The organism is Micromonospora costi, assembly GCF_003626655.1.
In the GTDB taxonomy this organism is placed as follows: Bacteria; Actinomycetota; Actinomycetes; order Mycobacteriales; family Micromonosporaceae; genus Micromonospora; species Micromonospora costi.
In genome coordinates this window covers 1,148,228-1,175,017 of sequence record NZ_RBAN01000001.1, presented here as the reverse complement: position 1 = coordinate 1,175,017, position 26,790 = coordinate 1,148,228, and the positions used below count along the sequence as shown (strand labels likewise).

The following is a 26,790-nucleotide window of genomic DNA, read 5'->3' as shown; positions in this document are numbered from 1 at the left end:
CATGGAGTTGTGGTGGGCGAAGGATGACGCTTTGCCTGTTTCATCCACCACCACAGCTGCATGATCGACGAGTCGAGGAAGGTCTGTCAGGGGGCGGGGAGCTGGAGGGTGGCCAGGACGGGGCGGTGGTCGGTGCCGGGGAGGGTCAGCACCTCGACCGTGCGGGCGGCGATGCGGCGGTCGACCAGGACGTGGTCGATGGTGACCGGGGGGATCGGGTCGCCGTCGTACGGGCCCCAGGTGCCCACCAACCCCCGACCCGTGGCGTCGGCCGCGTCGACGTAACCGGTGCGGAGCAGGGCGCGCAGCGGGCTGTGGTCGAGGGTCGCGTTGAAGTCGCCGGCCAGGATCCGCAGTTCTCCGTCCGGAGTGGCCGGTGGCTGCGCCGCGAGGTCGGCGCGCCAGAACCCGACCTGGTCGGGCGCGTACGGCGCGGCCGGGTGCGCGGACTCCACCCGTACCGGCGGGCCGCCCGGCACCGCGACCGTGCCGTACGCCTGCGTGAAGCCCCAGGCGCCGCGGTGCCGCCGCACGCCCACGTCGCCGATCGGGAAGCGCGCGTAGAGGCCGGAACCGGGCGTGCCGTCGAGGGGGTTGAGCTGCCGGTACGGCAGCAGCCGGTCCAGCCCCAGGCGGTCGAGGTCGGCCTGCGCCCGCGGGGTGAACTCCTGCACCACCAGCACGTCGACCCGGTGCCGGCGGACCAGGTCGACGAGGGTGTCGGGTGCGGCGCCGCCGGCGAGCAGGTTGGCGGTGAGCAGCCGTACGGTCGGTCCGGCCGCCCGCGGTGGGGACGAGGCGAGCCCCCGGGGCGCGACCACCGCCACCAGCGCCACGGCGGCCACCGCCGCGACCAGCGCCGGCCAGCGGCGCCGTAGGGCGAGCGCCAGCACCAGCGGGATCGGGCTCCAGGCCGCGACGTACGGCGTGAAGGCGAGCGCCTGCACCAGCGGGCCACGGTCCAGGCCGGCGAGCCGGAGCACGGCCCACGCCGCGCCGGGTGCCACCGCGAGCCAGCAGAGGATGCCGATAACCCGGGCTCGGTTGCGCGGCGGCCGTTCCCGGAGATCGACGATCACGCGAGCAACCTATCCCAGGGCCCCGGGATCCGGGCCCCGACGTGATGTCGGGCGACCCGCCGCGTCCCGCCGGGCGACAATTTTGTGAATGGCCTCCGGCTCACATTTCACAATTCCGGACGCGGATTTTCGACACTGTCGAGCGCGGTCACGACTATTGACGCCCAGCTTTTTGCGGTGCTACGTTCCACCTGGTCGAAGCCTCACAACTGTCAGTAGTAATAGCTGGTCAGCCGGGGTCTAGATCGTCGAGGAGTTCAGTAGCGAAGGTGCGCTTGATCCTATTCTTCGACGATTTATCGCCGGGGTCGCTCGACGATCGGTAAATGGCATCATCCGTCCCGCCCCGCGGGTCGGCCGAATTCGCATGGTCACACAAGGGGGACCTGTCATGACCACATCCTTCCGACGCAAGGCGGCCGCGGTCGCGTTCGCGGTCCTGGGCCTCACCCTGGCCGGGGGCGGGATCGCCGTCGCCCAGCCGGCGGCGAAGGCGCCCGAAGCCGTCCAGCCGGCGGCGCGCGGCACCAACTCCCAGCCGCCGGTCTCGGCGGAATCGGCCCGCCTCTCGCGGGCCGCCCTCAAGTCGAACGTGAGCACCCTGGCGGCCACCGCCACCATCGTCGTCGTCAACGCCAACGGCACCAAGGCGCGTGGCACCGGCACCGTCATCAAGTACGGCACGGGCCAGTACGAGGTCCAGTTCGGCTTCATCGTCACCTCCGGCGTCTACGTGGCGACCATCGGCCGGGGCGACGCCTGCTGCGTCCCGCCCGCCGGGGAGGTGTCCGTGGCTCCGCGGCTCAGCACGCCCAACGGTGTGTTCGTGCAGACCCGCAACTCCGCCGGCACCCCGGCCGACCTGCCGTTCCACCTCGTCGTCCACACCTCCTGACCGCACCCTGCGTCGGCCCCCGTGCGATCCACGCGCGGGGGCCGCGCCGTTTGTCGCGGCGGCGTCGTACCTCCGGGGGTGTCGAGGGCGCGCCCGGTGCTCGGCCACAACGCCGTCGTGCGGCCGGGAGGCGACCGGCCCTGTCCGTGGAGTCCGGTCTGGGGCCGACCGCGCCGCCCGTACCGCCCCGGGCCCTCCGTCCCCCGGCCGGGCAGGTTGTGCCGCTCCCGTACCGGATCCGCCCGGCCGGCGCCGATAATCCGACGTTTGCCGCCACCCGGCACGGGAAGCAAGCACCGTGACGGACATCTCGGACACCCTGGCCAGCGTGCCCAGCCCGGTCGAAGCCGAACCGACACCAGCCGAGCTGGAGGAGACCCTCTCCGAGGTCAAACGCGTGATCGTGGGGCAGGATCGGCTCGTCGAACGCCTGCTCGTGGCCCTCATCGCCGACGGGCACTGCCTGCTCGAAGGCGTACCCGGCGTGGCCAAGACGCTGGCCGCGCAGACCCTCGCCACCGTGGTCGGCGGCACCTTCTCCCGTATCCAGTTCACCCCGGACCTGGTCCCGTCGGACATCGTGGGCACCCGCATCTACCGGGCCTCCCGCGAGAACTTCGACACCGAGCTGGGCCCCATCATGGCCAACCTGGTGCTCGCCGACGAGATCAACCGGGCGCCCGCGAAGGTGCAGTCCGCGCTGCTGGAGGCCATGGCCGAGCGCCAGGTCTCCATCGGCGGGCGCAGCTATCCGGTCCCCTCGCCGTTCCTGGTGCTGGCCACCCAGAACCCCATCGAGTCGGAGGGGGTCTACCAGCTGCCGGAGGCGCAGCGGGACCGCTTCCTGCTGAAGGTCGTGGTCGACTACCCGAGCGACGCCGACGAGCTGGCCATCCTCTACCGGATGAGCACCGACCGGCCCACACCCCGGCAGGTGCTCGACCCCGAGCGGCTCCGGCACCTCCAGTCCCGCGCTGAACGTGTCTTCGTCCACCACGCGCTGGCCGAGTACGTCGTCCGGCTCATCCTCGCCACCCGGGACCCGGGACGGTTCGGGCTGCCGGAGATCGAGCCGCTGCTGGCGTACGGGGCGAGCCCAAGGGCCACCCTCGGCCTGGTCGCCGCCGCCCGGGCGCAGGCACTGCTGCACGGCCGCGAGTACGTGCTGCCCGAGGACATCCGGGGACTGGCCGGCGACGTGCTGGCCCACCGCCTGGTGCTCTCCTTCGACGCGGTCGCCGACGGCGTCACGGCCGAGTCGGTGGTGCACCGGCTGATCGAGGCGGTGCCCCCGCCACGGCTGGCCGCCCAGCCCGAGCAGGCGTCGGACCTGGCGGCGGCATGAGGCGGGGCAGGACGCCCGCCGCCGTGCCGGCCGACCCGGGGCTCGCCGAACTCGCCCCCGACCGGCGGCTCCGGCGGCTGGAACTGACCGTCACCCGGCGGCTCGACGGGCTGCTGCACGGCCAGTACCGGGGCCTGCTGCCCGGGCCGGGCAGCGAACCCGCCGGCAGCCGCGAGTACCGGCCGGGCGAGGACGAGGTGCGCCGGATGGACTGGGCGGTGACCGCGCGGACCACGGTGCCGCACGTCCGCGAGGTCGACGCCGACCGGGAGCTGACCACGTGGCTGCTGGTGGACGCGAGCCCCAGCATGGAGTTCGGCACCGCCGACCTGGACAAACGGGAACTGTCGGTGGCGGCGGTCGCCGCCGTCGGCTTCCTCACCGCGGGAGTCGGCAACCGGCTCGGCGCCCACCTGCTCGTACCGGCGGGGCTACGCCGCTTCCCGGCCCGCAGCGGGCGTACGCACCTGCTCGGGCTGCTGCGTGCCCTGCTGGCCGAGCCGCGCACCGGCGGGTACGACGAGGAGACGGCCCCGCTCGCGCCGCCGGACCTGGCCGACGCGCTGGCCGCCGTACACCGCGTGGCGAACCGGCGCGGCCTGGTCGTGGTGGTCTCCGACTTCCTCGACGGCCTGCCCGACGACCCCGACGAGCCGCCACCCTGGGAACGGACCCTGCGGCGCCTGGCCGTCCGCCACCAGGTGCTCGCCGTGGAGGTGACCGACCCGCGCGAGCTGGAACTGCCCGACGTCGGCACCGTCACGCTCGTGGACCCGGAGTCGGGCCGCCGCCGCGAGGTCTGCACCTCCGACCGGCGGCTGCGGGAACGGTACGCGGCCGCGGCGGCCGCCCAGCGTGACCAGGTACGACACGCGCTGCGCCGCAGCGGCGCCACCCACCTTCCCCTGCGCACCGACCGGGACTGGTGCGCCGACATCGTGCGTCACGTGCAGGCCCAGCGGCGGCTCGCGGCCGCGCCCGCCGGACCGGTCCGAGGAGGTGGCGCGTGACCTGGCTGTCGCCAGGCCGGCTCTGGTTGCTGCTCGCGGTGCTCGCCCTGGCGGTGGGCTACCTCGTGATGCAGCGGCGGCGCAGCCGGTACGCCGTCCGTTTCACCAACCTGCGCCTGCTCGACCGGATCGCGCCGCAGCGACCCGCGTGGCGCCGTCACGTGCCCGCCGGGCTGTTCCTGGCCATGCTGGCCCTGCTCGTGGTGGGCTTCGCCCGGCCGACCGCCGAGGTACGGGTGCCCCGGGAACGGGCCACCGTCATGGTGGCGGTGGACGTCTCCACCTCGATGCTCGCCACCGACGTGGACCCGGACCGGCTCGCCGCGGCCAAGGGCGCCGCGAAGCGTTTCGTCGACGGGCTCCCGGACGAGTTCAACGTCGGGTTGGTCGCGTTCGCCGGCAGCGCGGCGGTGCTGGTGCCGCCCGGTACGGACCGGGAGGCGCTGCACGAGGGGATCGAGCGCCTGGCCGAGGGGATCACCGGAGTGCAGGGCACCGCCATCGGTGAGGCCATCAACACCTCGCTCGGCGCGGTGAAGGGCCTGGACAGCCAGGCCGCGAAGGAGCCGCCACCGGCCCGGGTCGTGCTGCTCTCCGACGGGGCGAACACGTCCGGCATGGATCCCATGGAGGCCGCCGCGGAGGCGGTCGCCGCCAAGGTGCCCGTCCACACCATCTCGTTCGGCACACCCGGTGGGTTCGTGGACCGTGGCGGCCGCCCGATACAGGTCCCGGTGGACGGGCAGACCCTGCAGGCGGTCGCCGACGAGACCGGCGGGATGTTCCACGAGGCCACCACCAGCGAAGAACTACGCGCGGTCTACGACGACATCGGCACCTCGGTCGGCTACCGCACCGAACGGCAGGACGTCTCGGCCCGTTTCATCGGCCTCGGCCTGGTGCTCGCCATGGGAGCGGCGGCCGGCTCGATGCGCTGGTTCTCCCGCCTGCCCTGACGCACCTCCGGCCGGGGCCGCGCCCGGCCGGCGCCGCAGGACACCGACGTGAGGAGTACGCATGGCAGTGCAGACCGGACTGGGTGAGCCCCGCGGTCCCTGGTTCGTCTCGCCGGACCTGGATCCGGACGGCCGCGGGCGATGGGACGGCCCCGGGTCGGGACGGGACAGCGCGGGCCGGCGCTGGCGGGGGCGGCTGTGGGCCGCGCTCGCGGTGGTGGCCCTGTCCACCGTGTCCGGCGCGGCGGCCGGGGGCTGGGTGGCCAGCCGCGGCGGCGCCCCGGGTGAGTCGGCGGCCTCCGCCGCGCCGGTGCCGGCGGAGCTGGTCACCGCCGCGGAGCGGACCGTGCCCGGCGTGGTGTCCGTGATGGTCGGTGGTGGCGGCTCCGGCGGCGCGGCGGCCAGCGGATCAGGCTTCGCGATCGACGACGTGCAGCACATCATCACCAACGACCACATCCTGGCCAAGGGCGGCGGTGGCTCGGTCACCGTGGAGCTGCCCGACGGTCGCCGCTACACCGCGGAGGTTGTCGGCCGGGAGCCGGGCAGCGACCTGGCGGTGCTCAAGGTGCCGCCGTCCGCGGGGCTCTCGCCGTTGCCGCTGGCCAAACCGGGTTCGACCCGGGTCGGTGAGCCGGTCCTCGCCGTCGGATCACCGCTGGGCCTCTCCGGCACGGTGACCGCCGGCATCGTGAGCGCCCTGAACCGCCAGGTGCGGCTGGGGTCGAACCGGCACACGGCGGTGCAGACCGACGCCTCGATCAACCCGGGCAACTCGGGCGGGCCGCTGGTCAACGCCCGCGGCGAGGTGGTGGGCGTGAACACGGCGATCGCCACCATCGACGGCAACGGCTCGATCGGCATCGGCTTCGCCATCCCGATCGAACAGGTGCAGAGCACCGCCGACACGATCATCGGCAAGGGCGGCTGAGCTGCGGGTACCGGTGGATCTCGCGAATGGGAAGGCACCGAGTGTCGGATATCCGGCCCGGGACCATCGGACCATGGAAATATTACGCTGAGTATGGATACTGGCGTGGGTGGAAGGTCCTCTCATCGCGGTCCTCCTGCTGGTGGGCCTGCTCATCGGAAGTGGTGTGGGGTCGGCGTACACGCGCGCGCGGCGTGGCTGGACCGACTACCAGACGGTCAAGAAGAGCGTCCCGGGCGCCCGTAAGACGGCCTGGCTGCTGATCCGCGCGGTCACCACGAAGATCGGTGTCATCGCCCTGCTCCTGATCGGCGCCGTCGCGTACGCCGCCGCCGGCCCCGACGACGAGACGGCGGGCCCGTCCGGGACCCCGAGTCCGTCCGTGACCACGAGTGGTCGCCCCGGGCGCTAGCCTCAGGGTGTGGATGGCGAACTGCGGGTGACCGACCGCTGGGCCGTTCCCGCCGCCGAGCTGCGGGAACGCTTCTCCCGGTCGTCCGGGCCGGGCGGGCAGGGCGTCAACACGGCCGACAGCCGCGTCGAGCTGAGCTTCGACCTCGGCGGCTCACCCAGCGTGCCCGAGGCCCTGCGGGCCCGCGCCCTGGACCGGCTCGCCGGCCGGCTGGTCGACGGCGTGCTGACGATCACCGCGAGCGAACACCGGGCCCAGCTGGCCAACCGTGAGGCGGCCCGGGAGCGGCTGGCCGCGCTGCTCCGCGAGGCGGTGGCCCCACCACCCCCACCACGGCGGCCGACCCGCCCGTCGCGGGGCGCCAAGGAGCGCCGGCTGGCCGAGAAGAAGCGCCAGTCCCAGCGCAAGCGCGAGCGCCGCGTCGACGGCGACTAGCCGGGGGTGGACGGTCACGCCGGGACGGCGGCGAGGAGCCGATCGCGCAGGGCCGCCGCACGCGCCGCGAAGTCCCGCTGGGCCACGGCGTACTCGGCGCGCCCCTCCGGGGTCTCCACCCGCACCGGCGGATATCCGAGCGCCGCCAGGTCGTAGGGGGACGCCCGCATGTCCAGCGTACGAATCTCCCGGGCCAGCGCGAAGGCGTCGGCCACCAGCTCGCCGGGGACCAGCGGGGACAGCTTGTACGCCCACTTGTAGAGATCCATGTTGGCGTGCAGGCAGCCGGGCTGCTCGAGCGCGTGCTGCGTCTCCCGGGTCGGGGTGAGCAGGTTCAGAGGCCGCGCCGGGGCGGTGAAGAACCGGTACGCGTCGAAGTGGCTGCACCGGATCCGGCTCGCCTCGACCGCCTGTGCCGTCTGCTCCGGGCTGAGCCGCAGCGGCCACGCGTTGTGGCGTACCTCCGCCTGGGTCTGCCGGTAGACCATGGCCCACTCGTGCATGCCGAAGCAGCCGAAGTGCGGCTGCCGCCCGGCGGTGGCCGCGAGCAGGGAGCGGATCCACCGGATCGACTCCGCGCGGCGGGCCCGTACCGCGTCCGTGTCGAGCGTCACCCCGGCGGCGGTCGCCCGGTAGTCGCGGCCGAACTCCGCCCGATCCGCCCCGAGCAGCTCGACTCCGGCCCCGGGATGCCAGCGGCGCAACTGGGCGGGGCGGTGCGAGTAGTAGGTGAAGAGGAAGTCCTCCACCGGGTGCTTCTCGCCGCGGCGGCGTCGCGCCAGGTGCGGGGTGAGCCAGGCGTCGACCCGTTCCTCGTGGTCGCGCCGACGCGCCTGCCACTCCGCCGTGTCGAGCACGGTGGCGGGGGCGAGGGCGGCGGTCACCGACCCAGCGTACGACCGCCGCCCCGCCCGCCGGTCAGGGCACGTCCACCCGCACGCCGGCCGAGAACACCCCGCTGCGCAGCTCCAGCTGCTTCGGCGGCTCCCGTCCGTCCGTGCTGAAGACCAGCGGCAGCACGACCCGGCTGCCGGCGGCCACCGGCTGGGCGAAGACGTCCCGGCCCAGGTTGGCCGACCGGGTGGCCGGCTCGTCGACCGTCACCCACCGGCCGCCCGGCAGGTACGCCCGTTGCAGCTCGCCGTGCCACGCCTGGTGCTCGGGGGTGAGGTTGCGCACGCCCACCGTGGCCTGGCACTGCCGGCGAGAGGCGGTCGCGGCCCCCGAGCAGGCCACCCTGTACACGGTGAACTCGAACGCCGTCTCGCGCAGCGGTACCCCCACCGCGCCGGTGACCCCGGTCCCACGCCAGGCGCCGCTCGTGGGCTGCTTGTCGGTGTCGATCTCGGCCACCCGGCGGGTGGCCGTCCAGCCGGCCAGGCCCGCCACGCCGGCGAGCAGCACCAGGGCCAGCCCGACCATCAGCCAGACCGGCGGCCGGCGTCGCCGTGTCACCACCGACGGGCTCGACGGGCGCGGGTAGATGGTGCCGCGCCCCTGCCGCGGGTCGCCGGCCGGGCCGGCGCCGGACGCGAGGGCGGCCGCCACCACCCGGCGTCGCCGGGCGCGTCGCCGCCACAGCCACCAGCCCGCGCCGCCGAGGAGCAGCAGCGCGGCCAGCGCGCCCAGCTGCACCGGCAGCCGCTGCCACGGCGGTGTCGCCGCGTGCCGGGGCGCCGCCGCGGGCGCCGCGTTCCAGGTCGCGGTCGCGCAGTCGTACGGCCGGCTCCCGTCGCTGGTGAACGCGCACGCGGGCGCGGTCATGGGCTGGCCCGCCGGGGTCGGGGCGAGGGATGTGTTCAGGGTCGTCACGCTCCGCGCTGGCAGCTTGAGCCGCCAGGTGACCTCGCTCGTCGAGTGCCCCGCGATGCGGCTGGCCTGACCGCCGGCGGTGATGACCGACGGCGCGCTGCCCGCAGGTAGCTCCTGCCGGATCGTGGTCTCCACCGGGGCGTTCCCGGTGTTGCGCACGTGGATCCGGTAGGCCGGTGCGGGCGTGGGCGCCGGGGCCACCGCCACGGTGATCGGTGGCTTGGGCGGTGGCGGCAGCGCCTGGGTGGGCGTCGGGACCGCCGGCGGCGCCGCCGGCAGGCCGGCCGGTGACGACCCCGACGGTGATGGCTCCGAGGGCGAGGGCTCCGGAGCCGCCACCGCCGGTCGCGCACGCGCGGCCGCCGGGTCGGGCGCCACCGCGGGCAGGGCCGGCACGGCGGCGAGGATGCCGAGGCAGTGTACGAACACCGCGAGGGCTCTGTGGTGTCGTGTCGATGCAGGCATACGAACGAACCTCCGGAGCCGACGCTATGGGCGCGGGCACGTCGTGCGGGTATGAAGTCGCGAAACCCGCCCCGGGTGCCGACGGCTCACGTAGGCTGCGCCGCCCCGCCGGCACCCGCGTCCGTCCCGCCCCTCCCGTCCCGCGGGCCCCACGCACCGGCTTCCCGCGCGCCGCGCGCACCGCCGGGCCCGGCCCTCGCCGCGACCGGGCTAGATTTGCCTGGTGCGTATCGCTCGTTTCGCTCATGCCAAGGGAATGTCGTTCGGTGTCGTCGAGGGGGAGTCGGAGGCCGGGTCGCAGGGCCTGACCATCGCCGAGATCGAGGGGCACCCGTTCGGCCAGATCACGTTCACCGGTGCCCGTTGGGCCGTGTCCGACGTGCGCCTGCTCTCGCCGATCCTGCCGAGCAAGGTGGTCTGCGTCGGCCGCAACTACGCGGAGCACGCCGCGGAGCACGGCAGCGAGGTGCCGAAGGAGCCGCTGCTGTTCCTCAAGCCGTCCACCTCGGTGATCGGGCCGCGGGACGCCATCCGACTGCCGATCTTCTCGAAGCAGGTGGAGCACGAGGCGGAGCTGGCGGTGGTGATCGGGGCGCCGGGGGCGCGCCGCGCCGACCGGGCCGCCGCCGAGCGGGCCATCTTCGGCTACACCTGCGCCAACGACGTGACCGCCCGGGACCTCCAGCGCTCCGACGGCCAGTGGACCCGGGCGAAGGGCTTCGACTCGTTCTGCCCGCTCGGGCCGTGGATCACGACCGGGCTGGACGTCAGCGACCTGGAGATCCGGTGCGAGGTGGGGCCGGATCCGGACGCCCTGGAGGTACGCCAGCTCGGCCGTACCCGGGACATGGTCTTCGACGCGCCGGCGCTCGTGTCGTACATCTCGCACGTGATGACGTTGCTCCCCGGCGACGTCGTGCTCACCGGTACGCCGGCGGGGGTTAGCCCGCTCACCGACGGGGATACGGTCAGCGTGCGGATCGAGGGGATCGGCGAACTCACCAACCCGGTGGTGCCGGTCGCCTGATCCGGCGGCTCCAGCACCGGCGGACCCCCTGGTCAGGTGGGGTTCGAGGGGTTGGATTTGGCCTGCTGGCAGCGGGAGGGTAAAGTTCATTCCCGGCGCCGCAAGGGGCCAATGGGGTATGGGGTAATTGGCAGCCCGACTGATTCTGGTTCAGTTAGTCTAGGTTCGAGTCCTGGTACCCCAGCAACCGGTGTTCGTGAGAATGTCGGTCGCTGGATTCTGTCGAGTCCACGCCGGTCCCGAGAGGGCTCCGGCGGTCTCTGGTAGGGTTCAGCGGCACCCGCCCCGCAGGGGCGGTGAGCACGGAAAGTGCCTGGCCCCGTCGTCTAGCGGCCCAGGACGCCGCCCTCTCAAGGCGGTAGCGCCGGTTCGAATCCGGTCGGGGCTACAGTTCGGGCACGGCCCGTCCCGCTTCGGTGGGGCGGGCCGTGACGCTTCTTCTGCCCGGTCTACCCACCCCGACCCGGTCCACACCCGGTGAGGGGACGCCGCTAGACTACAGCGGCACCCGCCCCGCAGGGGCGGTGAGCACGGAAAGTGCCTGGCCCCGTCGTCTAGCGGCCCAGGACGCCGCCCTCTCAAGGCGGTAGCGCCGGTTCGAATCCGGTCGGGGCTACCAGCAACGGCCCGTCTCGCGACGCGAGACGGGCCGTTTCCCGTTCCGCCCTCTCCGGGCCCCGGGGTCACCTCGCCCCGTTGATCATGAAGTTATTGCCTCCGCCGCCGGCGTGTCGGGGCAATAACTTCATGATCAACGCGGAGAGAGGGGGAAGGGGGGAGGGGAGGGGGGAGGGGCTCGGGGGTTAGAGGCCGGAGAGGCGTTGGCCGGCGCGGACGACGGCCATGGCGTGGCGCTCGCCCGGGCGGCGGCCGAGGCGCTCGATGGGGCCCGAGATGCTGATGGCCGCGATCACCCGGCCGGTCCGGTCCCGGATCGGCGCCGAGACGCTCGCCACACCGGCCTCCCGCTCGGCGACGCTCTGCGCCCAACCACGCCGGCGTACCTCGGCGAGGGTGCGGCCGGTGAACTTGGCGCGGGGGAGCAGCGGCATCACCGCCTCCGGCGGCTCCCAGGCGAGCAGGATCTGCGCCGCGGAGCCGGCCGTCATGGGCAGCACGGAACCGACCGGGACGGTGTCCCGCAGGCCGCTCGCCCGCTCGGCCGCGGCCACGCAGATCCGCTCGTCCGCGCGGCGCAGGTAGAGCTGCGCGCTCTCGCCGGTGGCGTCGCGCAGCGCGGACAGCAGGGGCTCGGCGGCCGTCAGCAGGACGTCCGGCGCGGCGTTCGCGAGCTCTCCCAGCCGTGGCCCGGGGCGCCACCGGCCCTGGGTGTCCCGCACGAGCATCCGGTGGATCTCCAGCGCCTGCGCGAGCCGGTGCGCGGTGGCCCGGGGCAGCTTGGTGCGCTCGACGAGTTCGGCCAGGCTGGCGCCGTCGACGCAGGCGGCCAGGATGACCACCGCCTTGTCGAGAACGCCGACACCGCTCATACTGTGTCCCACAAGCCGAAACTTACCTCCCAGAATTTAGGATGTCCAGATGGTGGGAGTCACTCCTGAGCCGAGGACCCTGGCCGAGAAGGTCTGGGACGCGCACGTCGTACGGTCCGCCGCCGGCGAGCCGGACCTGCTCTACATCGACCTGCACCTGCTGCACGAGGTGACCAGCCCGCAGGCGTTCGACGGGCTGCGGCTCGCCGGCCGCCGGGTGCGCCGTACCGACCTGACGATCGCGACCGAGGACCACAACACCCCGACCGGGTACGCCGACCCGGCGTTCCGGGCACGCCGCGGTGACCTGCTCACCGTCGCCGACCCGACCTCGCGTACGCAGTTGGAGACGTTGCGCCGCAACTGCGCCGAGTTCGGCGTGCGGCTGCACCCGCTCGGCGACGAGAACCAGGGCATCGTGCACGTCATCGGCCCCCAGCTCGGGCTCACCCAACCCGGCATGACCATCGTCTGCGGCGACTCGCACACCGCCACCCACGGCGCGTTCGGTGCGCTCGCGTTCGGCATCGGCACCAGCGAGGTCGAGCACGTGCTCGCCACCCAGACGCTGCCGCAGAGCCGCCCGAAGACGATGGCGGTGAACGTCACGGGCCGGCTCGCCCCCGGCGTCACCGCCAAGGACCTGGTGCTCGCGCTGATCGCGCAGGTGGGCACCGGCGGCGGTCGCGGGCACATCGTCGAGTACCGCGGCGAGGCGATCCGCTCGCTCTCCATGGAGGGCCGGATGACCATCGCCAACATGTCCATCGAGTGGGGCGCCAAGGCCGGCATGATCGCGCCGGACGAGACGACGTTCGCGTACCTCAAGGGGCGGTCCCACGCGCCGCAGGGCGCCGACTGGGACGCGGCGGTCGCCTACTGGCGGACGCTGGCCACCGACGCGGGCGCCACCTTCGACGCCGAGGTGACCCTGGACGCGAGCCAGGTGACCCCGTTCGTCACCTGGGGCACCAACCCCGGTCAGGGCGCCCCGCTGGGCGGCCGGGTGCCGGATCCGGAGGAGTTCGTCACCGAGCCCGAGCGGGCCGCCGCGCGGCGCGCGCTGGAGTACATGGACCTGCGACCCGGAACCGCGCTGCGGGACGTGCCCGTCGACGTGGTCTTCGTGGGCTCCTGCACGAACGGCCGGCTGGAGGACCTGCGCGCCGCGGCCGACGTGCTCCGCGGCCACACCGTGGCCGAGGGCGTGCGGATGCTCGTCGTCCCCGGTTCCGCCGCGGTTCGCGAGGCCGCCGAGGCGGAGGGACTCGACAAGGTCTTCACCGACGCCGGTGCCGAGTGGCGCTTCGCCGGCTGCTCCATGTGTCTGGGCATGAACCCGGACACGCTGCGGGCCGGTGAGCGCTCGGCCTCCACCTCCAACCGCAACTTCGAGGGCCGCCAGGGCCGGGGCGGACGTACCCACCTGGTCTCCCCGCCGGTCGCCGCCGCCACCGCCGTGGCCGGCCGGTTGGCCGCTCCCGCCGACCTGTAAGAGGGGACACCGCTGATGGACAGCTTCACCACCCACACCGGCACCGCCGTGCCGCTGCGCCGGTCCAACGTGGACACCGATCAGATCATCCCGGCCGTCTACCTCAAGCGCGTCACCCGAACGGGTTTCGCCGACGGCCTCTTCAGTGCCTGGCGGGAAGACCCGGAATTCGTGCTCAACGATCCCGCGTATTCGGGAGCGTCGATTCTGGTGGCCGGTCCCGAGTTCGGTACCGGGTCATCCCGCGAGCACGCGGTCTGGGCCCTGCGCGACTGGGGGTTCCGCGCGGTGATCGCGCCCCGCTTCGGCGACATCTTCCGGGGCAACGCGCTCAAGGAGGGTCTGCTGCCGGTCGAGTTGGAATTGAAAGCGGTCGAGGAGATCTGGGATCTCGTCGAGTCGGAGCCGGCCACGCCGGTGACCGTCGACCTGACCGCCCGCCAGGTCCGGGTCGGCGACGCCACCTGGTCGTTCCCGCTGGACGACTTCAGCCGCTGGCGGCTCATGGAGGGCTTGGATGACATTGGACTCACCCTCCGCCACGAGGCCGAGATCGGCGCCTACGAGGCGTCCCGTCCGCCGTTCCTGCCGTCCGTGGCATAGCCGTACGCCTGAGGCACACAACGGATTCGCCCCCACCGGCCCGGCCGGTGGGGGCGAATCCGTTACGACACAAGGGCTTTTTTCCACCGAATGTTTGTGTCCCGGCAGCACAGGGCATACCGTGCGCGCAGAATGGCTCGCGTCGAGTCAGTTGCACAATCGGGAGGAAGTCGTGAACAAGGCCGAGCTCATCGAGGCGCTCGCCGTTCGCCTGGGGGACCGGAAGATGGCGACGGCCGCGCTCGACGCGGTCCTCGCTGAGGTCCAGGCGGCGGTCACCAAGGGCGAGAAGGTGGCGATCACCGGTTTCGGAGCGTTCGAAAAGCGCGTACGGGGCGCGCGAACAGCCCGGAACCCGAGGACCGGCGAGGCGGTGAAGGTCAAGAAGACGTCCGTCCCGACCTTCCGCCCCGGCGCCGGTTTCAAGGAGATGGTGGCCAGCGGCAAGGTGCCGAAGGCCACGGCGGCGGCGAAGAAGACCGCGGCCGCCGCCAAGACCACCGGTGCCGCCAAGACCACCGGCGCCAAGGCGACCGGCGCGAAGGCGACTGGCGCCAAGGCCACGACCGCGGCGAAGAAGACCGCGGCGAAGAAGACCGCGGCGAAGAAGACCACCGCCACGAAGACGACCGCGGCGACCAAGGCCGCCGCCAGCAAGAAGGCGGCTCCGGCGCGGAAGACCGCGGCGGCGGGTCGTACGGCCGCGGCGAAGAAGACGACGTCGGCGGCCAGCAAGAGCACGGCGGCGAAGAAGGCGCCGGCGAAGAAGGCACCCGCCAAGAAGGCGACCACCCGGCGCTGACTGCCGGCCCGAAGGGCGTCCACCGCGTGGTGGGCGCCCTTCGGCGTGTCCGGGGACGGTGGCCGGTGTCGCCACTCCCCGTCCGGTCGAGCCGGCGCCGGGGCCGTGCCGCGGGCCGTTGACCGCGCCGGTCGCCGCACGGAGAATCGCCGTGCCGGCCACCCCCGCCGGCGCCGACGGGAAGAGGACGCCGATGCGTCAGCGCGTGTTCGCCGCGGGTGTCCTCGCCCTGGGGGTCGTCCTCGTCACCGACGTGCTCCGCGTGTGGCTGCCCGGCATCATCACCATCTTCGGGCAGGCCGCGTCCACACCCGCCGAGCTGATGGGCGCCTTCGCGCTCGGCTGGTTCGTCCTGGCCCTCGCCGCGCCCCCGCTCATCCGCCGGGTGGGCGCCCGCCCGGTGACCATCGGCGCGGCCGTGCTGCTGGCCGCCGCCCGGTTCGCGTTGACCGCCACGCCCGGTGGCCGGCCCCAGCTCTGGCTCGCCACCACCGGTCTGCTGGCCGGGTTGGTCTGGTTCGCCGGCACCGCCGCCACCAACGACCGGCCCGTGCCGGGCCTGGCGTTGGGCCTGGCCGTCGGCGCGGCCGGGCACGCCGTCCTCGACACGTACGACCTCGTGTGGTGGGGCCGCTGGGAGGCGTGGGTGGCCGGCGGTGTGCTGGCGGGCCTCTTCCTGGTCGGTCACGCGCCACGGCCCGCGCCACCGGGCGCCGCGGGCGTACGGGCCTGGTTCCTGGCCGGCCCGGCGTTGCTGCTGGCCGGCATGGTGGCGCTCTCCCCGGCGCTGGCCCGCACCGCGACCTCGTACCTGCAGGGTGAGGCGGGCGTCGCCGTGTCCCCGGTGCTCGGGTCGCTCCCGTTGCCGGTGGCGGTCGCCGGTTTCCTCGCGGTCGCGCTCGCGGTGGCACCCCGCCGGTTCCCCGCGGCCGTGGCGCGCGTCCGGTGGCTGGGCGGGCCCCTGGCCCTGCTGGCCGGCGCCGTCCTCCTCGCCCTCGACCGCGGCAGCCTGCTGTTGCCGGCGCTGCTGCTCAGCGCGCTGGGCCTCGGCGCCTGCCTGGCGCTGACCGCCGCCGAGCCACCCGGCGCCGATCTGTCCGCCGCCGGGCCGTCGGGCATCGACCCGGCAGCCGCGCCGGCGGACCGTCGGGCGGCGTCGCGCCGCGCGTACGCGGCCACCGCCGGCATGCTGGTCTTCGCGGTAGCCGCGGTCGCCTACTACTCGGCCTACGACCTCGGCTATCCCAACGGCTGGGTGCCCGTCGCGGTGGCCGCGCTCGTCGCCGCCGTGGCCCTGGCCGCCGGCCGGGCGGACGTTCCTCCGGCCCGCGCCGCCGGCCCGGCGCACCCGGAGGTCCGCGTGCCGCTGCCGCCGGTACGGACGACCGCGGCGGTCACCGTGCTGGCCCTGCTCGCGCCGGTGGTGGCCGACGACGTGCCGGTCACCAGCAACCGGGAGGGGCCGCCGTCCCACCTGACCGTGGTGGCCTACAACATCCGGATGGGCTTCGGCCTGGACGGCCGGCTCGACCCGGACGCCCTCGCCGATCTCGTGTCGCGCCGGACGCCGGACGTCGTGCTGCTCAGCGAGGTGGACCGGGGATGGCTGCTCAACGGCGGCCACGACACCCTCGACCTGCTTGCCGACCGGCTGCACATGGCGTACGTCTTCGCGCCCGCCGCCGACCCGCTCTGGGGCGACGCGGTGCTGAGCCGGTGGCCGGTCACCGCGCCGCGGACCCTGCCGCTGCCCGCGGTCGGCGCGCCCACCGGGGCGCAGGCCCTCGCGGTCACGCTCGACCTCGGCGACGGGGTGCGTCCGGTGGTGGTGAGCACCCACCTGCAACCGCCGCCCGGACGGCAGCCGGTGGTGCAGGCCCGCGCGGTCGCCGACTTCGCCCGGCGGTACGCGGCCGGCCGTCCACTCGTGGTGGCCGGTGACATGAACACCGAACCGGGCGACGCCGCGTTCGCGGAGTTCACCCGCGCCGGGCTGGTGGACGCGCTGGCCACGGCCCGGCCGCTGCCCACGAGCCCCGCGGACCGTCCGCGGGAACAGATCGACCACGTGTTCGTCACGCCCGGCGTCACCGCCTCCCATGCGGTAGCGCCGGGCGGCACGGCGAGCGATCACCTGCCGGTGGCGGTCACCCTCACCCTGCCGCCGACCTGACCCTGCCACCGCACGTCGGTCCCTATGGGTTCGGCGAGGGGACCCGCAGCCACGCGTTCCGAGAGGTCACACCGGGCCGGGCGCAGCGCGTCAGAGGCGCTCGGCGGCGAGGAGCCCGTCACCGGCGAAGGCGAGCAGCCAGCCGCCGCCCTTCGGGGTGTTGAAGTCCTCGCCCACGCGGCCCGTGAGGCGTTCCAGCGCCCCCGGGATCACCTTGCCCTGGCTGCACACTGCCGCCTGGCCTCCGGCGCCGGCCAGTTCCAGCAGGCGGGCCGCGAGGGCGAGGGCCCGCTCGTCGCGCTGCTGGCCGGGGCGCGGCTCGTCCAGGTCGCCGCAGATCTCGATGGGCAGGTCGAGCCGATCCGCGGCGGGATCGAGCGTCTGTACGCACCGCCGGGCCGACGCCGAGAGCAGCCGGGCCGGCCGCACCAGCTCCACCAGGTCGGCCAACGCCCGCGCCTGCGCCCAGCCCTCGTCGTCGAGCGGGCGGGCCGTGTCCGGCCCGGACCAGGTGGCCCGCATCCCGGCGTGGGCGTGCCGGACCAGCGCGACGGTCGCGGTCACCGGCGCCAGCGCGGCGAACGCGGCCAGCACCTCCGCGTCGTGCGGGTAGCTGACCAGCCGGATCGCGTCGTCCACGGCAAGCCAGCGCACCTCGTCGACCTCGGTGCCCGGCTGGAAGCCACCGTTCGCCACCGCCCGCATCGACCAGTAGTCGACCACCTTGGGCCGTCCCTCGCTGCGGTAGCGCGCGGACGGCAACCGGACCTGCGGCACCGCCCGTACGTCGGATTCCTCGGCCACCTCGCGGACCGCGGCCACCAGCGGATGCTCGTCCGGTTCGAGCTTCCCCTTCGGCAGCGACCAGTCCCCGTAGCGGGGCCGGTGCACGAGGCAGACCTCCACGGCGCCGGCCGCCGGCCGCCACGCGACACCGCCGGCCGCGCGGATGTCGGTCACGGCAGCCATCCGGTCCGTTTGCGGCGGGTGGCGCGGTGCCAGGCAGCGGGGAACGCCGCCCGCGCGCGGTGCACGGTGGCGCGTTCGCGCTCGGCGAGCCGGCCGGCGGTGACCGCGAGAGCGTGGTCGTCCGGGCGCTCGGCGGCGAGTTCCAGCCACGTCCGGGCGGCGACCGCCGCGTCCTGGTGCTCCCCGAGCAGGTCCTGGACGCGGGTCAGCGCCGAGGCCAGCTTGCCGGCGCGGCCGCCCAGCGCGGGAGCGACGGCGGACGCCGCGTACCGGGCCTGCTTGCCCCGCTTGCGGACGGCGTGCCACCGCTCGTCCGGGCCCAGCGGGTCGAGTTCCGCCACCGCGCCCGGCCGGCCCTTCCCGCCGGCGAGCCGCCGCCACGGCCGGGCCACCAGGCGGGGCAGCACGCGGGCCGCCGGGTCCGCCGCCAGCGGAGTGAGCCGGGGCGCCCTTGCGGCCAGCACCAGCGCGTCCACGAGGGCCAGGTAGCGGGCCGAGGCGAGCGCTTCGTCCACCGCGACGAGGGCCTGGCGTTCCCGCTCGCCGAGCCGGGCGTCCAGCCGGTCCACGGCGGCGGAGTCGAGGGGGCTGATCGGGTCGGCCGCGGCGGTGCGCCGCAGCCGGGCGCGCAGCACCTCGGCGTCGCGGGCCGCGCCGAGCACACCGGCGAGCCAGCGCAGCTCGTCCCGCAGCGGCCGGGCCCAGCCGGGACGGACGAGGGGGCCGAACGTCCGCAGGTCGCTGCGGAGACGCCGGCACGCCACCCGCATCCGGTGCACGGCGGTGTCGCCGTCGAGCGGGGCGCGCAGCCGCACCAGCGGGTCGTGCTCGACCAGCCGCCGTACGCCCCGCCGGACCGCCTCGGTGACCACGTCTCCCGCGGTGGGTCGGGACGGCAGGCCGGTGGGCGGCACCAGGTCCGGTTCGCCGCCGGCCGCCGGGCCGAGCGCCCGGACGTGCTTCGGGACGAACGATCCGCCCCGGGCCCCGGCGTCGCCCAGCACCGACCCGATCCGGTCCAGCAGGGCCCGGTCGCCGGCCTTGCGCTCCACCTCCAGCTCGCGGAACCCGCCGGTCACCGCGCCGTCGGGTGTCCGCGTGGTCACCCGGTCGTCGACGACCTCGGCGAGCACGTCGCCGTCCGGCCCGACGACCTCGTACGCGTGCCGCTCGGTCCGCACCACGACGGCGGGCGCGAGCGGGGCGCCCCGGCTGTGGACGGTGACCAGCGCGGCCAGCGCCGCGGGCGGGTCACCCAACGGCCCGGGACGGGAGATCTCCTGCCGTACGCCCGGGGCGTCGGTGGGCAGCTTCACCGTCCAGGGCAGCTCGTCGCCCTCGCGGTGGCGCAGCGAGACACCGGCCCGGGCCAGCCGCAGGTCGGGGGTGTCGACGTAGGTGGCGACCAGGATCGCGGGGGGCCGGGCGCGCACCCGGCCTCCCGCGGGCGCCGTGCCGGACAGGTCGGGCAGCACGAAGGTGTCGTCCACCTCGTACTTCCGCTCCTCCTCCATCCCGTCAGCCTATGCCCCGCCACGTCAGCTGGCGGTGTCACCGACCCGCCGCAGCAGCAGGTCCTGCAGGTGCGCGAGCGGCTCCTCCGGCGTGCCGGTCCGCCGGGTCCAGGTGCCGTCGCCGGCCAGCTCGAACGCTTCGATCTCGGGGCTCATGGCGGCCGTCAGCACGTGGTCCAGTTCGGCCCGGGCGACCGGGTCGGTGACCTGCACGAGCGCCTCCACCCGCCGGTCCAGGTTCCGGTGCATGAGGTCCGCCGAGCCGATCCAGAACTCCCCGTCCCCGTTGTTGCCGAAACGGAAGATCCGTGAGTGTTCGAGGAACCGGCCGAGGATCGAGCGGACCCGGATGTTCTCCGACAGCCCCGGCACGCCGGGCCGCAGCGCGCACATCCCCCGGATCAGCAGGTCGACGTGGACGCCGGCCTGGGAGGCGCGGTAGAGCGCGTCGGAGATGGCCTCGTCGACCAGCGCGTTCACCTTGAACTGGACGAGGCCGGGCATGCCCAGCCGGACGTGGGCGATCTCCCGTTCGATCCGCTCGATGAGGCCGCTGCGGATGCCCTGCGGCGCCACCAGCAGCCGCCGGTACGCGGTCTGCCGGCTGTAGCCGGTGAGGACGTTGAACAGGTCGGTGAGGTCGGCGCCGATCTCCGGGTCGGCGGTGAGCATCCCGAAGTCCTCGTAGAGCCGGGCCGTCTTCGGGTGGTAGTTGCCGGTGCCGATGTGGCAGTACCGGCGGATCTGGTTGCCCTCCTGGCGGACCACCAACGCCGTCTTGCAGTGCGTCTTGAGCCCCACGAGCCCGTACACCACATGGCAGCCGGCGCGTTCCAGCGTCCGGGCCCAGCCGATGTTCGCCACCTCGTCGAAGCGCGCCTTCACCTCCACCAGCACGACGACCTGCTTGCCGGCGGCCGCGGCGTCCACGAGGGCGTCGACGATGGGGGAGTCGCCGCTGGTGCGGTAGAGGGTCTGCTTGATGGCCAGCACGTTCGGGTCGGCGGCGGCCTGCTCGATGAACCGCTGCACGCTCGTCGCGAACGAGTGGTACGGGTGGTGCACGAGGATGTCCCCGTCGCGGAGGGTGGCGAAGACGCTGCGCGGCACCTCGCCCTCGGTGAGCCGCGGCTGGGTGGCCGGCACGAACGGCTTGTCCTTCAGGTCGGGCCGGTCCGCCTCGTTGTAGACCTGCCAGAGCGCGGAGAGGTCGAGCAGGCCGGGCACGCGCAGCACGTCCTGGTCGTCCATGTCCAGCTCGCGGACCAGCAGGTCGAGCATGTGGTCGCTGATCGAGGCGGCCACCTCCAGGCGTACGGGCGGGCCGAACCGGCGGCGGGCCAGCTCCCGTTCGAGGGCCTGGAGCAGGTCCTCGTCGCGGTCCTCGTCGACCTCCACCTCGGCGTTGCGCGTCACCCGGAACAGGTGGCACTCGACCACCTGCATGCCGGAGAACAGCTGGCCCAGGTGCACCGAGATCAGGTCCTCCACCGGCAGCATCCGCACGCCCGGCTGGTCGCGGCTCACCCGGACGAACCGGGGGACGTTGTTGGGGACCTTCACCCGGGCGAACAGCTCCGAACCGCCGTCCGGGTCGCGGACCGCGACGGCCAGGTTGAGCGACCGGCCGGAGATGTACGGGAACGGGTGCGCGGGGTCGACGGCCAGCGGCGTGAGCACCGGGAAGATCTGTTCTCGGAAGTACGTGCGTAGCCGCTCGCGTTCGGCGTCGTCCAACTCGGCCCAGCGCATGATGCGGATGTCCTCGGCGGCGAGCCCCGGCAGCACGTCGTCGACGAAGCACGCCGCGTGCCGGGCGACCAGCGCCGCGGTCTTCTCGGCGATCAGCTCCAACTGCGTACGCAGCGGCGTCCGGTCGCCGCCGCGGACCGGCAGGCCGGCCTGGAGCCGGCGCTTCAACCCGGCCACCCGGACCATGTAGAACTCGTCGAGGTTGCTCGCGAAGATGGCGAGGAACTTGGCGCGCTCCAGCAGGGGGGTGCGCGGGTCCTCGGCGAGTGCCAGCACGCGGGCGTTGAAGTCGAGCCAGGAGAGTTCCCGGTTGAGGAACCGGTCCTCGGGCAGCGGCGGGACGGCCGGAGGCTCGTCGTCGGGTCGGAGGGTCGCCGCGCCGGCCGTGGCGACCGGGTCCAGCACCTCCTCCAGGCCGTCGGAGGCGGCCGCCGCGTCGGCGGCGGGAACGTCGGTACGCGCGGCCCTGGTGTGCTCGGCCGTGTCTCCGTCGGCGGGACGGTCGGTGCGGAAACGGCCGTCGCTGCCGCGCATTCGGGTGCCGTTGCGGGCGCCGGACGGGTCGGTGGCGGGGTTGGCGGGGTGCTCGCGAGGGGTGCTCACCCGCTCATAATCACCCGGATCCGGTGAACGCAAAATGAACTTGGCGGCGACGGGTCAGCTCATCGTCGGCAACGTCACCCGTACCACCTCGCCGGTCGCGTCGGTCTCCACGCGGACCCGCTGGCCGAGGCGGAGCAGGCGCAGCCCGGAGGCGTCGAAGGCGCGGGCCGGGAAGGGCAGCTCGGTGCCGTCGTCGAGGAGCAGCAGACCGCTGCGGGTCGCCGCGTCGTAGGTGGCCACCGTGCCCTGCATGCCAGCACCGTACACCGGGGTGGCGGGCTCAGCCGGGCGTGCCGGCCGCGCAGGCGGCGGTGAGCGCCGCGGTGCGCGGCCCGAGCCCGAGCGCCGCGGCGGCCGCCAGGTCCCCGGCGGTGTCCACGTCCCGGCGCAGGCTCCGCCACTCACCGGCCAGCGGTCGCGCCCCGCTCGCCGCGTGCGCCGCCGCCGAGTCCACCCCGAAGCGCGGGTCCAGTGGAACCCCGGGCGGCGCGGTGAGCAGCACGGTGCCGGTGCCGGGCGCGTCCGCCACGAACGTCCGCGCTGCCGGGTCCTCCCGTGCCGCGGCGAGCGCGGCCGCGAGCTCGGCCGGACGCAGCGCGGGCAGGTCGGCGGTGAGAGCGGCCACCCATCCGGCCCGCGCCGCGGCGGCGCCGTGACGGAAGGCGGCGTTCAGCCCGGCGCCCGGCCGGTCCGGCACCACCCGCGCGCCGGCGGCGCGTGCCTCCGCGCCGACCCGGGTGTCGTCGGTCACCACCAGCACCTCGGCCACCGCCGGGCACGCCCGCACCGCGCGGACCGTGTCGGCCGCCAGGGCGAGCGCCAGCTCCTCGTGCGGTACGCCGGGCAGCGCCCCACGCAGCCGGCTCTTCGCCGCCGCCAGGCGCTTCACGGGCACCACGATCGCCCACCTCGGCTGAGTCACACCGCAATCCTGCCAGCCGGCCGGCGTACCCTCGCTGGCCCGTACCTCAGGGGAGCAGGCATGATTTCCGCTGCGGGTGGCACCGGCGGGGCCGGTGCGCGGAGCCCGGCGGCACGAGGAGGCGTGGTGGCACGGCGGAGACTGGGATTCTGGCCACGGTTGGCCGCGGTGCTGGTGAAGCCGGTCCTGACCGTGTGGACGCGGCGGACGTGGCAGGGCATGGAACACCTGGGCCGCGACGGCGGGGTGATCATCGTGGCGAACCACCTGTCGCACGCCGACCCGCTGGTTTCCGCGCACTTCATCTACGACGCCGGGCGCTGGCCGCAGTTCCTCGCCAAGGCGAGTGTGTTCCGGGTGCCGGTGCTCGGGTGGATCCTGCACCGCTGCCGGCAGATCCCGGTCGAGCGGGGCACCGTGGACGCGGCCCGGTCGCTCGACGCGCTGGTCGCCGCGTTGAAGGCCGGCGGCAGCGTGGTGATCTATCCGGAGGGCACGACCACCCGCGAGCCGGACCTGTGGCCCATGAAGGGGAAGACGGGGGCCGCCCGGCTGGCCCTGACCACGGGCGCCCCGGTCATCCCGATCGCCATGTGGGGGCCGGAGAAGATGTTCGACCCCCGGACCGCCAAGTTCAGCCTGCGGCCGCGGATCCCGGTGAGCGTGGTGGCCGGCCCGCCGATCGACCTGAGCGCCTGGGCCGGCGCGTCGCCCACCCGGGCCACGCTGGAGGAGATGACCGACACGATCATGCTGCGGTTGCGGGACATGGTCGCCGAGATCCGCGGTGGCACACCGCCGCCGCTGTGGGAGCGACCCCGTACGCAGCGCCAGCAGCAGGGCGGGGCGGCGTGAGCGAGCGTAGCGAGCGAACCATTCGGCACAGCAGCGTGGCGCCTCGCGCCGCCGGGGAGCGAAGCGGAGCGGCGGCGTGAGCGAGCGGGGTGGGCATGTGGCGGTGCTCGGTGCCGGCTCGTGGGGCACCGCGTTCGCCAAGATCCTCGCCGACGCCGGCCGGGAGGTGACGATCTGGGCGCGGCGGGCGCCGGTCGCCGACATCCTGCGGACGGAGCGGCGCAATCCGGAGTACCTGCCGCACCTGGTCCTGCCCGAGCGGGTGACGGCCACCGCGGACGCCGCCGAGGCGATCACCGACGCCGAGGTGGTGGTGCTGGCCGTGCCGTCGCAGACGCTGCGCGGCAACCTCGCCGAGTGGGCCGGGTACGTGCACCCCGACGCCACGCTGGTGTCGCTCATGAAGGGCATCGAGCTCGGCACCACCAAGCGGATGAGCGAGGTGATCGTCGAGACCGCCGGGGTGGCGGCGGACCGGGTGGTCGTGGTGTCCGGCCCGAACCTGGCCCCGGAGATCGCCGCCGAGCAGCCCGCCGCGACCGTCGTCGCGGGGACGGACAGCCGGCGGACGGCCCTCGTGCAGTCGTCGATCAGGACGCCGTACTTCCGCCCGTACACCAACGACGACGTGGTCGGCTGCGAGCTGGGCGGGGCCGTGAAGAACGTGATCGCCCTGGCGTACGGCATCGCCACGGCCATGGGCTTCGGCGACAACACCCGGGCCATGCTGATGACCCGGGGGCTGGCCGAGACGGCACGCCTGGGTGTGGCCCTCGGCGCCGACCCGATCACCTTCGCCGGCCTGGCCGGGATGGGCGACCTGGTGGCCTCCTGCTCGTCGCCGCTGGCCCGCAACCGCACCTTCGGGGAGCACCTGGGCCGGGGCGAGACGATGGAGCAGGCGCAGGCGGCGACGCGGCAGACCGCCGAGGGTGTCAAGAGCTGCCTGTCGGTGCGCGACCTGGCCCGCGCGCATGGCGTGGAGATGCCGATCACCGAGCAGGTCGAGCGGATCTGCCACGAGGGGATGGACCCCCGCATCGCCGTGGACACCCTGATGAGCCGGACCGCCAAGCCCGAGTCGTACGAGTGAGGACGAGATGAACGAGTGGGGAGACGGCACCCGTTGCGTGCACGCCGGGCTGCCGGAGCCGGTGCCCGGACAACCCTTCCTGCCGGGGCCGGTGTTCGCGGCGCCGTACCACCTCGACCCGTGGCAGGGGCCCGCGGGCGGGCCGAACGGCTACGGCCGCCCGGACAACCCGACCCGGCGGCTGCTCGAGGACGCCGTCGGCGAGCTGGAGGGCGGTGACTGCCGGGTCTTCGCGAGCGGGCAGGCCGCCATCACCGGGCTGCTGCTCACCCTGCTCCGTCCCGGGGACACGGTGCTGCTGCCGTCCGACGGGTACTACACGGTCCGCGCGTTCGCCACCGGGACGCTGGAGGCGATGGGCGTACGCGTGGTGTTCGTGCCCACCGCCGGGCCGTACCCGGACCTGGCCGGCGTCCGGCTCGTGCTGGTGGAGACCCCGGCCAACCCGGGGCTGGACGTGGTGGACGTGGCTGCCCTCGCCGACCGGGCCCACGCGGCCGGCGCGCTGCTCGCCGTGGACAACACCACCGCCACGCCGCTCGGGCAGCGACCGCTGGACCTCGGCGCGGACGTGGTCGTCGCGTCCGGCACCAAGGCGCTCACCGGCCATTCGGACCTGCTGCTCGGCTACGTGGCGAGCCGGTCCACGGAGCTGATCGAGGCGGTGACGGGCTGGCGGAACACCACGGGTGCCATCCCGGGCGCCTTCGACGCGTGGCTGGCGCACCGGTCGCTGGCGACCCTGGACCTGCGGCTGGGGCGGCAGAGCGCGAACGCCGAGGCGGTCGCCGCGCTGCTCGCCGGCCGCGCGGACGTGACCGGCCTGCGGTGGCCGGGCCGGCCCGAGGACCCGGCGTACGCGGTGGCGTCGGCGCAGATGCGCCGGGTGCCCGGTGTGGTCTCGTTCGACCTCGGGGACGCCGACCGGGTCGCCCGGTTCGTCGACGCCGCCCGGCTGGTCGTGGCGGCCACCTCCTTCGGCGGCCTGCACACGACGGCGGACCGGCGCGCCCAGTGGGGCGACGACACTCCACCGGGCTTCGTCCGGCTGTCCTGCGGGGTGGAGGACACCGCTGACCTGGTGGCCGACATGGCGGCCGCGCTCGACGCCGCCGGGGCGCCGGCCTGACGGCCGGGGCGCCGGCCTGACCGACGGGTCGGCGGAGTATGGTTCCGGTGACCCGCAGGGGTCCCGACCGGAGGAGGTGAGTCCGATCCACCCGACAGCAGGACCGGCGCTCCCTCCCGCTTCTCCGCCGCGCCCGTAGCGGCCGCCGGGAGCGCCCACGGCGTTTCCGGAGGTTTCCCATGACCGTGCCCTTCACGACCGACCATTCCGCCCTCGTGAGCCGGCTGCGCGCCGCCGGCTGCGTGTACGCCGAGGACGAGGCCGACCTGCTCCTCGACGCCGCCGACTCGCCGGCCCTACTGGCCGACCTCGTGGCGCGACGGATCGCCGGCGAGCCGCTGGAGTACGTGCTCGGCTGGGCCGAGTTCTGCGGGTTGCGGGTCGCCGTCGACCCGGGCGTCTTCGTGCCCCGCGGGCGTACGGCCCTGGTGGTCGACGTCGCCGCGGCGGTCACCGGCCCGGCGCCCGCCGTCGTGGACCTCTGCTGCGGCTCCGGCGCCACGACGCTCGCGCTGGCCCGGCGGCTCGCGCCGCGCTGGCTCGCGGCCGCCGACATCGATTCCGCGGCGGTGGCCTGCGCCCGGCGCAACCTCGCCCGGCTGGGCGTTCCCGTGTTCTCCGGCGACCTGTTCGACCCACTGCCGCCGCGGTGGCGGGGCCGGTTGGACCTGGTCGTCGCCAATGCTCCGTACGTCCCGACGTCCGCGGTGGAGCTGCTGCCCCCTGAGGCGCGGTTGCACGAGGCGCCGGTGGCCCTCGACGGCGGCCCGGACGGGCTGGCCGTGCTGCGCCGGGTCGCGGCCGGCGCGGTCCGCTGGCTGGCCCCCGGCGGGCATGTCGTGGTGGAGGCCGCGGAGGCCCAGACCGACGCGCTCTGCGCGGCGTTCGCCGAGGTGGGGCTGGTGCCGGCGGTACGGCACGACGAGGACCTGGAGGCGACGGCGGTGGTCGCCCGGCTCCCGGTCCCTGAGGGCGGGTCGCCGGACGTGGCGGGCGGTCGGGCGCCGCACTAGCCTCGGACCA

25 protein-coding genes and 3 tRNA genes are annotated in these 26,790 nt (G+C 74.5%); 19 read left to right on the top strand and 9 right to left on the bottom strand.

The features are described 5' to 3' along the window. Nucleotides 1-86 precede the first annotated feature (86 nt). The gene (locus D7193_RS05305) at nt 87-1,025 is read right to left on the bottom strand and encodes an endonuclease/exonuclease/phosphatase family protein (RefSeq protein ID WP_120779276.1); all 939 of its coding nucleotides are present in this window, start codon (nt 1,023-1,025) and stop codon (nt 87-89) included. Between the two features lie 445 nt (nt 1,026-1,470). Here D7193_RS05305 and D7193_RS05300 point away from each other — a divergent pair, with 445 nt between their 5' ends. The 7 genes from D7193_RS05300 to arfB all read left to right on the top strand — a co-directional run bounded on the left by D7193_RS05300 (nt 1,471) and on the right by arfB (nt 7,063). Beyond that, nucleotides 1,471-1,974, top strand: coding sequence for a hypothetical protein (locus tag D7193_RS05300; RefSeq protein WP_120778193.1), 504 nt, complete (start codon nt 1,471-1,473; stop codon nt 1,972-1,974). A gap of 298 nt (nt 1,975-2,272) precedes the next feature. Continuing rightward, nucleotides 2,273-3,319 carry an AAA family ATPase gene (locus D7193_RS05295; RefSeq protein WP_120778192.1) on the top strand — a complete coding sequence of 349 codons (1,047 nt, stop codon included), beginning with the start codon at nt 2,273-2,275 and terminating at the stop codon, nt 3,317-3,319. A 23-nt stretch (nt 3,320-3,342) separates the two neighbouring features. Next, on the top strand, nt 3,343-4,329 hold the full coding sequence (locus D7193_RS05290; protein ID WP_174242593.1) for a DUF58 domain-containing protein: 987 nt from the start codon (nt 3,343-3,345) through the stop codon (nt 4,327-4,329). After that, nucleotides 4,326-5,285, top strand: a complete 960-nt coding sequence (locus D7193_RS05285) for a VWA domain-containing protein (protein WP_120778190.1) — start codon at nt 4,326-4,328, stop codon at nt 5,283-5,285. Before D7193_RS05290 ends, D7193_RS05285 begins: the two co-directional genes overlap by 4 nt. A 61-nt stretch (nt 5,286-5,346) precedes the next feature. Next, a complete protein-coding gene (locus D7193_RS05280; RefSeq protein ID WP_120778189.1) occupies nt 5,347-6,216 on the top strand; it encodes a S1C family serine protease in 870 nt (289 codons plus the stop codon). A 109-nt stretch (nt 6,217-6,325) separates the two neighbouring features. Beyond that, the gene (locus tag D7193_RS05275; protein WP_120778188.1) at nt 6,326-6,628 is read left to right on the top strand and encodes a hypothetical protein; all 303 of its coding nucleotides are present in this window, start codon (nt 6,326-6,328) and stop codon (nt 6,626-6,628) included. 9 nt (nt 6,629-6,637) lie between these two features. Next, nucleotides 6,638-7,063, top strand: coding sequence for an alternative ribosome rescue aminoacyl-tRNA hydrolase ArfB (gene arfB, locus D7193_RS05270; protein WP_120778187.1), 426 nt, complete (start codon nt 6,638-6,640; stop codon nt 7,061-7,063). Nucleotides 7,064-7,077: 14 nt separating this feature from the next. Here arfB and D7193_RS05265 read toward each other — a convergent pair whose 3' ends face one another. Both D7193_RS05265 and D7193_RS05260 read right to left on the bottom strand, forming a co-directional pair. After that, nucleotides 7,078-7,947 carry a 3-methyladenine DNA glycosylase gene (locus tag D7193_RS05265; protein WP_120778186.1) on the bottom strand — a complete coding sequence of 290 codons (870 nt, stop codon included), beginning with the start codon at nt 7,945-7,947 and terminating at the stop codon, nt 7,078-7,080. Nucleotides 7,948-7,981: 34 nt separating this feature from the next. Next, nucleotides 7,982-9,340 (bottom strand): hypothetical protein, encoded by a 1,359-nt coding sequence (locus tag D7193_RS05260; RefSeq protein WP_120778185.1) that lies wholly within the window; start codon nt 9,338-9,340, stop codon nt 7,982-7,984. Between the two features lie 223 nt (nt 9,341-9,563). Here D7193_RS05260 and D7193_RS05255 point away from each other — a divergent pair, with 223 nt between their 5' ends. The 4 genes from D7193_RS05255 (at nt 9,564) to D7193_RS05240 (ending at nt 10,986) form a co-directional block, all read left to right on the top strand. Then, the gene (locus D7193_RS05255) at nt 9,564-10,367 is read left to right on the top strand and encodes a fumarylacetoacetate hydrolase family protein (protein WP_120778184.1); all 804 of its coding nucleotides are present in this window, start codon (nt 9,564-9,566) and stop codon (nt 10,365-10,367) included. 112 nt (nt 10,368-10,479) lie between these two features. Next, nucleotides 10,480-10,551 (top strand) — tRNA-Gln (locus D7193_RS05250). Between the two features lie 131 nt (nt 10,552-10,682). Beyond that, a tRNA-Glu gene (locus tag D7193_RS05245) sits at nt 10,683-10,755 on the top strand. A 155-nt stretch (nt 10,756-10,910) separates the two neighbouring features. After that, a tRNA-Glu gene (locus tag D7193_RS05240) sits at nt 10,911-10,986 on the top strand. 184 nt (nt 10,987-11,170) lie between these two features. Here the strand turns inward: D7193_RS05240 and D7193_RS05235 are convergent. Then, nucleotides 11,171-11,857, bottom strand: coding sequence for an IclR family transcriptional regulator (locus D7193_RS05235; protein ID WP_076470465.1), 687 nt, complete (start codon nt 11,855-11,857; stop codon nt 11,171-11,173). A gap of 49 nt (nt 11,858-11,906) precedes the next feature. Between D7193_RS05235 and leuC the strand changes: the two genes are divergently transcribed. From leuC to D7193_RS05215, 4 genes are all read left to right on the top strand, one after another. Continuing rightward, complete coding sequence (leuC, locus tag D7193_RS05230; RefSeq protein ID WP_120778183.1) at nt 11,907-13,352, top strand: 3-isopropylmalate dehydratase large subunit; 1,446 nt, start codon at nt 11,907-11,909, stop codon at nt 13,350-13,352. A 15-nt stretch (nt 13,353-13,367) separates the two neighbouring features. Further along, nucleotides 13,368-13,955: a 3-isopropylmalate dehydratase small subunit gene (leuD, locus tag D7193_RS05225; protein ID WP_120778182.1), complete on the top strand. Its 588-nt coding sequence runs from the start codon at nt 13,368-13,370 to the stop codon at nt 13,953-13,955. Between the two features lie 172 nt (nt 13,956-14,127). Next, on the top strand, nt 14,128-14,757 hold the full coding sequence (locus D7193_RS05220) for an HU family DNA-binding protein (protein ID WP_174242549.1): 630 nt from the start codon (nt 14,128-14,130) through the stop codon (nt 14,755-14,757). Between the two features lie 193 nt (nt 14,758-14,950). After that, nucleotides 14,951-16,930 (top strand): endonuclease/exonuclease/phosphatase family protein, encoded by a 1,980-nt coding sequence (locus D7193_RS05215; RefSeq protein WP_120779275.1) that lies wholly within the window; start codon nt 14,951-14,953, stop codon nt 16,928-16,930. A gap of 90 nt (nt 16,931-17,020) precedes the next feature. Here D7193_RS05215 and D7193_RS05210 read toward each other — a convergent pair whose 3' ends face one another. From D7193_RS05210 to cofC, 5 genes are read right to left on the bottom strand one after another with little or no spacing between them, the layout of a single operon-like run. Continuing rightward, complete coding sequence (locus tag D7193_RS05210; protein WP_120778180.1) at nt 17,021-17,899, bottom strand: NUDIX hydrolase; 879 nt, start codon at nt 17,897-17,899, stop codon at nt 17,021-17,023. After that, entirely contained in the window at nt 17,887-19,413 is a 1,527-nt protein-coding gene (locus D7193_RS05205; RefSeq protein WP_120778179.1) for a CYTH and CHAD domain-containing protein, read from the bottom strand. The genes D7193_RS05210 and D7193_RS05205 overlap by 13 nt, the downstream gene beginning before the upstream one ends. Nucleotides 19,414-19,437: 24 nt before the next feature. Next, on the bottom strand, nt 19,438-21,768 hold the full coding sequence (locus tag D7193_RS05200) for an RNA degradosome polyphosphate kinase (RefSeq protein WP_120778178.1): 2,331 nt from the start codon (nt 21,766-21,768) through the stop codon (nt 19,438-19,440). A 54-nt stretch (nt 21,769-21,822) separates the two neighbouring features. Next, a complete protein-coding gene (locus tag D7193_RS05195; protein ID WP_120778177.1) occupies nt 21,823-22,020 on the bottom strand; it encodes a cold-shock protein in 198 nt (65 codons plus the stop codon). A gap of 28 nt (nt 22,021-22,048) precedes the next feature. Beyond that, a complete protein-coding gene (cofC, locus tag D7193_RS05190; RefSeq protein ID WP_120778176.1) occupies nt 22,049-22,690 on the bottom strand; it encodes a 2-phospho-L-lactate guanylyltransferase in 642 nt (213 codons plus the stop codon). 126 nt (nt 22,691-22,816) lie between these two features. Between cofC and D7193_RS05185 the strand changes: the two genes are divergently transcribed. From D7193_RS05185 to D7193_RS05170, 4 genes are all read left to right on the top strand, one after another. Continuing rightward, a complete protein-coding gene (locus D7193_RS05185; protein ID WP_120779274.1) occupies nt 22,817-23,545 on the top strand; it encodes a lysophospholipid acyltransferase family protein in 729 nt (242 codons plus the stop codon). 76 nt (nt 23,546-23,621) lie between these two features. Further along, nucleotides 23,622-24,638 carry an NAD(P)H-dependent glycerol-3-phosphate dehydrogenase gene (locus D7193_RS05180; protein WP_120778175.1) on the top strand — a complete coding sequence of 339 codons (1,017 nt, stop codon included), beginning with the start codon at nt 23,622-23,624 and terminating at the stop codon, nt 24,636-24,638. A 7-nt stretch (nt 24,639-24,645) separates the two neighbouring features. Next, complete coding sequence (locus D7193_RS05175; RefSeq protein WP_120778174.1) at nt 24,646-25,767, top strand: cystathionine gamma-lyase; 1,122 nt, start codon at nt 24,646-24,648, stop codon at nt 25,765-25,767. Between the two features lie 179 nt (nt 25,768-25,946). Continuing rightward, on the top strand, nt 25,947-26,780 hold the full coding sequence (locus D7193_RS05170) for a putative protein N(5)-glutamine methyltransferase (RefSeq protein ID WP_120778173.1): 834 nt from the start codon (nt 25,947-25,949) through the stop codon (nt 26,778-26,780). The last annotated feature ends 10 nt before the right edge of the window (nt 26,781-26,790 follow it).

Bases quoted from the DNA above. Each gene is read 5' to 3' on its own strand.
- D7193_RS05300 (WP_120778193.1), top strand. From the start codon at position 1,471: ATGACCACATCCTTCCGACGCAAGGCGGCCGCGGTCGCGTTCGCGGTC.
- D7193_RS05280 (WP_120778189.1), top strand. From the start codon at position 5,347: ATGGCAGTGCAGACCGGACTGGGTGAGCCCCGCGGTCCCTGGTTCGTC.
- D7193_RS05260 (WP_120778185.1), bottom strand. From the start codon at position 9,340: ATGCCTGCATCGACACGACACCACAGAGCCCTCGCGGTGTTCGTACAC.
- D7193_RS05235 (WP_076470465.1), bottom strand. From the start codon at position 11,857: ATGAGCGGTGTCGGCGTTCTCGACAAGGCGGTGGTCATCCTGGCCGCC.
- leuC (WP_120778183.1), top strand. From the start codon at position 11,907: ATGGTGGGAGTCACTCCTGAGCCGAGGACCCTGGCCGAGAAGGTCTGG.
- leuD (WP_120778182.1), top strand. From the start codon at position 13,368: ATGGACAGCTTCACCACCCACACCGGCACCGCCGTGCCGCTGCGCCGG.
- D7193_RS05215 (WP_120779275.1), top strand. From the start codon at position 14,951: ATGCGTCAGCGCGTGTTCGCCGCGGGTGTCCTCGCCCTGGGGGTCGTC.
- D7193_RS05210 (WP_120778180.1), bottom strand. From the start codon at position 17,899: ATGGCTGCCGTGACCGACATCCGCGCGGCCGGCGGTGTCGCGTGGCGG.
- D7193_RS05205 (WP_120778179.1), bottom strand. From the start codon at position 19,413: ATGGAGGAGGAGCGGAAGTACGAGGTGGACGACACCTTCGTGCTGCCC.
- D7193_RS05195 (WP_120778177.1), bottom strand. From the start codon at position 22,020: ATGCAGGGCACGGTGGCCACCTACGACGCGGCGACCCGCAGCGGTCTG.
- D7193_RS05175 (WP_120778174.1), top strand. From the start codon at position 24,646: ATGAACGAGTGGGGAGACGGCACCCGTTGCGTGCACGCCGGGCTGCCG.
- D7193_RS05170 (WP_120778173.1), top strand. From the start codon at position 25,947: ATGACCGTGCCCTTCACGACCGACCATTCCGCCCTCGTGAGCCGGCTG.